This is a genomic window from Aquimarina mycalae (assembly GCF_029906345.1).
Lineage (GTDB): Bacteria > Bacteroidota > Bacteroidia > Flavobacteriales > Flavobacteriaceae > Aquimarina.
On the sequence record NZ_JARYGY010000013.1, the window covers coordinates 38,267 to 45,959 of the forward strand.

4 protein-coding genes are annotated in these 7,693 nt (G+C 34.9%); 2 read left to right on the forward strand and 2 right to left on the reverse strand.

Annotated features, from left to right (window positions below; translation table 11 throughout):
• Nucleotides 1–61: 61 nt before the first annotated feature.
• On the reverse strand, nucleotides 62–1,810 hold the full coding sequence (gene aspS, locus QBK95_RS22345; protein ID WP_280936787.1) for an aspartate--tRNA ligase: 1,749 nt from the start codon (nucleotides 1,808–1,810) through the stop codon (nucleotides 62–64).
• A 244-nt stretch (nucleotides 1,811–2,054) separates the two neighbouring features.
• Here aspS and QBK95_RS22350 point away from each other — a divergent pair, with 244 nt between their 5' ends.
• Nucleotides 2,055–4,985 (forward strand): SusC/RagA family TonB-linked outer membrane protein, encoded by a 2,931-nt coding sequence (locus tag QBK95_RS22350; protein WP_280936788.1) that lies wholly within the window; start codon nucleotides 2,055–2,057, stop codon nucleotides 4,983–4,985.
• Between the two features lie 11 nt (nucleotides 4,986–4,996).
• Nucleotides 4,997–6,334 carry a RagB/SusD family nutrient uptake outer membrane protein gene (locus QBK95_RS22355; protein ID WP_280936789.1) on the forward strand — a complete coding sequence of 446 codons (1,338 nt, stop codon included), beginning with the start codon at nucleotides 4,997–4,999 and terminating at the stop codon, nucleotides 6,332–6,334.
• Nucleotides 6,335–6,419: 85 nt separating this feature from the next.
• Here QBK95_RS22355 and QBK95_RS22360 read toward each other — a convergent pair.
• Nucleotides 6,420–7,693, reverse strand: a 1,274-nt coding sequence (locus QBK95_RS22360) for a T9SS type A sorting domain-containing protein (protein WP_280936790.1), incomplete at its 5' end; no start/stop codon positions are given.

A 7,693-nucleotide genomic window follows, 5' to 3' on the forward strand; every position in this document is an offset into this window, starting at 1 on the left:
AGGTTAGTCTTGGTTTCGATTAAAGGTAATAAAAAATCCCGCTTTTGGCGGGATCTTTATTTTATATATCTAGTTTGATACTTAATTCTTTAAGCTGTTCCTGATCAATATTGGCAGGAGCATCGATCATCACATCTCGGCCATTATTATTTTTAGGGAAGGCTATAAAATCTCTAATAGTTTCCTGACCTCCTAGAATAGCTACTAATCGATCAAACCCGAAAGCAATTCCTCCATGTGGAGGAGCTCCATATTGAAAAGCATCCATTAAAAAACCAAATTGTTCTTTAGCTTCTTCTGGTGTAAAGCCTAAATGATCAAACATTAATGCTTGGGTTTCTTTATCATGAATACGGATGGATCCTCCACCAATTTCATTTCCGTTTAAGACTAAATCATAAGCATTCGCTCTTACATCACCTGGTTTAGAGTCTAATAATGGAATATCATCAGGTTTTGGTGAGGTAAAGGGGTGATGCATCGCGTGATAACGTTCTGTATCTTCATCCCATTCTAATAAAGGAAAATCAACTACCCATAATGGTGCAAATTCTTCTGGATTTCTCAATCCTAATCGTTCTGCCAATTCCATACGCAATGCACTTAATTGACCTCTAACCTTATTCTTTGCTCCCGAAAGTACACAAATCAGATCTCCTTTTTTGGCACCAGTTACTTCTGCCCATTTAGATAAATCTTCCTGGTCATAAAACTTATCTACAGAAGACTTAAAGCTACCATCTTCATTACATTTTACGTAAACCATTCCTAATGCTCCTACTTGTGGACGTTTTACCCAGTCAACAAGTTTGTCGATTTCTTTTCTGGTATAAGAAGCTCCACCAGGTACAGCAATTCCTACTACTAATTCGGCTTCATTAAAAACTTTGAATTCTTTATGTTGAGAAACAACATTAAGTTCGCCGAATTTCATCCCAAAACGAATATCTGGTTTATCATTACCATAGGTTTGCATTGCTTCATCATAAGTCATTCTTGGAAAATGCTCAATATTGATTCCTTTGATGTCTTTAATTAGGTGTTTTGTTAACCCTTCAAAAATGTGTAAAATATCTTCTTGTTCTACAAAAGCCATTTCGCAGTCAATCTGCGTAAATTCAGGTTGTCTATCCGCTCTTAGATCTTCATCTCTAAAACATTTTACAATCTGAAAATATTTATCCATTCCACCAACCATTAATAATTGCTTAAATGTTTGTGGAGATTGTGGTAAAGCATAAAACTGACCTTCGTTCATACGAGAAGGCACTACAAAATCTCTCGCTCCTTCTGGAGTAGATTTTATAAGATAGGGAGTTTCCACCTCTACAAATCCTTCATCAGATAGATAGTTACGAACCTTCATTGCTACTTGATGACGAAACATCAAGCTGTTTTTTACAGGATTACGTCGAATATCTAGATAACGATATTTCATTCTAATGTCTTCTCCACCATCTGTTTCATCTTCTATGGTAAACGGAGGAACCAATGCTTCATTAAGAATTTCTAACTCTGTTACTAAAATTTCTATATCTCCAGTTGGAATATTTGGGTTTTTAGACTCACGTTCGATAACGTTTCCTTTAACCTGAATCACAAATTCACGACCGAGTGTTTTAGCTTTTTCTACAACAGCAGCAGGAGTACGTTCTTCATCAAATATTAGCTGGGTAATACCATATCGATCTCTAAGATCAACCCATATCATAAACCCTTTGTCTCGTGCTTTTTGAACCCATCCAGAAAGGGTTACTTGTTTATCTATATCTGAGGTGCGTAATTCACCACAAGAATGACTTCTATACATAGCTATTTGTTAAGGCTGCAAAAATAAGAAGTTAATATTAAATATATCTAGTTTTAGTAAAAATGAAGCTTCTGATCTTGCAAGAAAGCTTTTTTGTTAAATTTATGTGTTACACGTAATATATTTGAGGTTTTTGTATATAGACGTTAAGTAACCAACACTTTTTTAACTAACACACGTTAGCTTTAACATTTTTTTATAAGAATCTTTTAATAGATTTAACCAAAATTATAAACAAATCATTATGAAAAAACAATCACAAATTAGCAAGGGGCTTTTGCTATTCTTGTTTTTCTTTCCGGTCGTGCTTTTCGCGCAGGAAACTATTTCCGGTAAAGTAGTCAATGAAGGTACTGGAGAAGGAGTACCTTTCATCAACATCGTAGAAGACGGTACCAATAACGGAACTGCGAGTGATATTGACGGTAATTTCTCAATTACAGTCAATAGTTTACCGGTATCATTAAGAGTATTTTCTATCGGATTTACTGAGAAATTAGTAACTGTCGAGAATGCAGGAGAAATTACTATTCAAGTTGCTGAAGCTTTAGAAGCTTTAGAAGAAATAGTAGTAACTGGATTAGGTTCTTCTATCAAAAGAGCGAATTTGGCCAATGCGGTCTCTACAGTATCCTCTGAAGAACTTGTAGGTAATACGAGTCAAACAACTGTAGATGGAGCATTATATGGTAAAGTAACGGGTGTTAATATTACAGCATCTTCTGGAGCACCTGGAGGAGGTTTTGCATTAAGGTTAAGAGGTATATCTTCTATTAATGGTAATAACCAACCGTTAATTATTGTAGATGGTGTATATGTAAACAATGTGGAGATACCATCAGGATTGCGTTTTGCATCAGGTGGTAATAGAGGTAATGAGGAAAATTCTGGAAACAGATTGGCTGATTTAGATCCTAATGATATTGAAAATATTGAAGTTTTAAAAGGTTCGTCTGCTGCAGCTATTTATGGTCAGCGTGGTAATGCTGGGGTTGTTATCATTACAACAAAACGAGGTAAAGGTGGAAGAACTAAAATTAGTTTTAGCCAAGATACAGGAATTAATGTAATTCAAAATAAACTTGGATTAAGACCTTGGACTGCACAATCGGTTGAAGATACATTTGATGCTACTGAAAGACAAAGATTCGAAGATGCAATAGCTAATGGAGGTCTTATAGATTACGAAGATGAAATCTATGGTAATACAGGTTTTATTACAGATACAAGAATAAATGCTACAGGTGGAAATGAAAAAACTAAATTTTATGTAGGAGGTTCTTATCGTGATGAAGAAGGTATTATTAAAAATACTGGATTTGATAGATTTTCTTTAAGAGCAAATATTGATCATAAAATTTCTGAAATCTTTGATTTTACTTCGACTACTAACTACGTACGAAGTAATTCAAGTAGAAGTTTTACGGGTAATGAAAATGAAGGAGGATTAAGTTATGGATATACGTTAGCGTTTACGCGTCCTTGGTATAATTTATTTCCAGATGCAAACGGAAATTACCCTAATAACCCTAATTATCCTGGGAACCCAATTTTTGTTAGAGATCAAGCAAAAAATGAAGATACTAACAATAGAATAATCCAAGGATTTAAATTAAACACAAAACTTTTTACAAACGATAGAAATAGAGTACGATTCCTTATTAATGGAGGTATCGATTATTTGGCTAACGAAACGTATGTTTTTGTTCCTAAAGAACACCAAGCACAAGTAGGTGGACAAGAAGGATTTATTTCTCAAGGTAAAAATAACTTTACTCAAATTAATGCTCAGGCAATTGCGATTTGGGATCATGATTTATTAGGAGATGATTTAGATTTAACAACACAGGTTGGTATTACATTTCTAGACCAAGAAGCTAATTTAGTAAACAGTAGAGGTTCTAATTTATCAGTGGGTCAAACGAATGTTGATCAGTCTGTAAATCAGGTAATAGATCAATTTCTCTCTAGTGAAGAAGATTTTGGTTATTTCGGTCAGATCGAAGGTAACTATAAGAATCAATTCATTGCTACTTTAGGATATCGTTTAGATAAATCTTCTAGAAATGGAGATCCTAATAAATTCTATGGTTTTCCAAAAGCATCGTTAGCGGTAAATATTTCTAATTTTGAGTTTTGGAGTTTAGATGCAATAAACCAATTAAAATTTAGAACTGCTTATGGAGAAACAGGTAACCCTGCAGCTTTTGGAGCAACTTTTACAAGTTTAGGTTCTTCTAATATTGGAGGAAACGGTGGAGCATCTGTTGCTGGATTGAATGGAGATCCTGATGTGGAGCCAGAAACAGCTAGTGAATTTGAAATTGGGCTTGATATAGGTGTATTAAATAATAGAGTTTCTTTTGAAGCGACATATTATAATAAGAATGTAAAAGATCTGATTTTATCAAGATCATTACCGGCATCTTCTGGTTTTACTACAGAAACTACAAACCTTGCAGATCTTAGAAATGAAGGGGTAGAATTAGCAGTTAGAGCAGATGTGTTTGACAATGATAATTTTTACTGGAACACAGGGATTCAATTTTATTTAAATAGATCAGAAGTTACTAGATTAGACGTTCCTGCTTTTGCACAACCAGGAGCTGGTTTCGGAACAGGTTTAGGAACATTTTTTATTGAAGAAGGTCAACCAGTAACTCAGTTAGTAGGTAATATTAATGGTACCTTAACTCAGGTTGGAAATGTAGAACCAGATTTCCAAATGGCATTTAATAACCAAATTACGTTGTTTAAGCAATGGGATCTTTCTTTCTTATTACAATGGAAAAAAGGTGGAGATAACCTAAACTTATCTAGATTCCTTACGGATTTAGGAGGAACAAGTCCTGATTTAGAAACAGCAGAAGGACAAGCCCGTTTAGCATCTCCAGCAAATGCTGAGCGTTTTGTGGAGCCTGCAGGATATGTAAGATTAAGAGAAGCGGCTATATATTATAGAATACCATCAGGTAATATTAAATCATTATTTGGTGATACTGTAAGTGATATCAAACTTGGTTTATCAGGTAGAAATTTATTTACTATCACTGATTATAGTAGTTATGACCCAGAGGTTTCGGTAAATGGAGGTGCAGGTTTATCTAGTGGTATAGAAGTAACTCCTTTCCCAAGTTCGCAGCAGTTTTACTTGCATTTAAATGTTAATTTTTAATAGAAAAAATAATGAAAAATATATTTAAGATAGCGATTAGATATACAAGTGTGGTATTCTTTCTCGCTTTTGTAACTACTTCTTGTTCGATAGACGAAGTGGTTGATCCTAATGGACCTAGTGTTGGAGGTGTACTTGTTGGCGCTTCAGTTGCTCAGTTAAATGAGTTGGCAGTAGGTGTGGAGTCTACAACCAGAAATGGTTTGGGAATCGAAACTACAGCAAGTGGTACTATGGCTAGAGAATTGTATTTATTTGATGCTGATCCTAGAAATACAGGAGATTTATTGGGTAAAGAAGGTATTACTCTTGATAATAATTCCTTTTATAGTACAGCACAATGGAGCGGAAGTTATAGATGTATTAAAAACGCTAATATTCTTATAGAATCAGTAAATAATACTACTGCCGTTTCAGATCAGGAAAAAGCTGGTTATATTGGATATGCTAGAACTATCATAGCGTATGAGTTGATTCAGATTGTGAAATCTTATGGAATGGCTAGAGTAGATGTAGTAGATCCAAACAATTTAGGACCAGTTCTAAGTACAGGTGAAGTATTAACCTTTGTAAGAAGTTTATTAGATGAAGCCAATACAGATTTGGGGAATGCAGGAACTGCATTTTCATTCACTTTAAGTAGTGGTTTTGACGGATTCGATACTCCAACTACATTATCTCAGTTTAATAGAGCTGTCTATGCTTTGGCAGCCGTTTATGATGGAGACGGTGCAGGAGCTTTGACTGCTTTGGGAGCTTCTTATTTTGATCTTGCAGGAGATTTAACAACTGGACCTAAGCATGTATTTGGTTTAGGTGGTGGAGACATAGCAAATCCAGTATTTAGAGTGGCATCTGTTTCTGCAGCTGAACCTAATAACGGAGATCAGATTATAGTGCACGATAGCTGGATCAATGATGCTGAAGCTGGAGATACAAGAGTTACTACAAAAACTGCAGTAAGACCAGATCCAAGTATTCAAGATGGATTGACAGGAACTAATGAGACTAGATTATATGCTTCTAATGTTTCTGATATAGATATCCTTAGAAATGAAGAATTGATCTTAATATATGCAGAAGCTAGTATATTAGCGAATAACTTGCAGGATGCAGAGGATGCACTTAATGTGATTCGAAATGCAGCTGGATTGGCAAATTATGGTGGATTGCAAAATGCAGCAGATTTAACAACTGAAATGTTAAACCAAAGAAGATATTCGTTATGGGCTGAGAATCATAGAATGTTTGATTTAAGAAGATACGGTTTATCTAATACTTTACCAATTGATAGAGTAGGAGATCAGGTGTTTAATATGCTTCCGATACCATTATCAGAAAACTTATAACATCTTTGTTATCATATTACGAAAACGCCGCAGATTTGCGGCGTTTTTTATTTTCAGAATTGTGTAAAATTTATGGGATAAGAATTTATTCCACAATAATCTTTCTCACATAGCTTTTTTCTGGAGTTTCGAGCAGTATAAAGTATATTCCTGAAGGTAGTATTCCTTCCAGATTAAATGGTATGTTATATTCGGTTTGTTGTTGATCTTGATGTTGATATAACAAGCTGTTATTGGCGATGCTAAATAGTTTAATATCAATAGGAGTTTGTTTATCAAAAGTAAGTTCAATTGTAAAGTTTCCTTTGGTAGGATTTGGATACATCAGGTATTGTTGCAATCCATTTTGATTTTCCTGTTCTCTATCAAAAGCTGCTTCTCTAACAGAGATTGTTTTGGTAAAGAATGTTTCACAATCTCCGATAGTTGTTATTAATGTAATTTGATATTCTCCCGCTTGTTCAAATAATATTTCAGCATAGTTAGTTGTGATTTCAATTTGCTGAGCTTGTTCAGGTAGTATCCATTGAGTTGTATCTGGTATAGGGTTACTCACATCTACGATGACAAAGCTTTCGTTTACAAAAATATCTGTCGATACTACAAACTCAGCGGTAATTTCATTTTCCAGAGCAATAATTTCAATGGTATCTGTACTGACACATCCTAATGCTGTTGTTACAAATAGGGTATAAGTTCCACTTTGTGATAATGTTACTTGTGCATTTGTATCTGTAAAGCCATTATCAGCTTGCCAAAGGTATGTAGCCAAAGAATCGTTAATTGAAGCATCAATAGTATAGGTTTGTCCCAGGCACAATGTTTTATCAGGTCCCAGATCTATGATGAGCTCCTGAGGATCCACGAGTTCAAAATCTCTAATGATAGAACATCCTTTACTATCAAATATTTCTACAGAATATTGTCCAGATGCGAGTCCAGATATATTTTGGGTATTAGCTCCATTATCCCAAAAGAAAGTATATGGAGGTGTTCCTCCAGTAGGTGTGATATCAATAGCACCATCATTTCCATTAAAACAAGTAGGATTCGTAGCTATAAAAGTATTCGTTAAGGGTTGTGGAGGAACCAGGGTAATATCATCACTACTGCTACAACCACGACTATCCTGTACAGTCACCGTATAAGTTCCTGGTGGCACATCTGTCAGATCAGGATTTGTACCATTTCCATCCTCCCAGAAATAAGTGTATGGAGGTGTTCCCCCTATAACATTGCTTTGGATGTTCCAGTCATTTCCATCACCACAAAGTATAAAATCAGCAGTTAAGCTTAGTTGTAGTGCATCAGGTTGTGTAAGCTGCAAAGTTGTACTCTGAGCTGTATTATTATTACTAT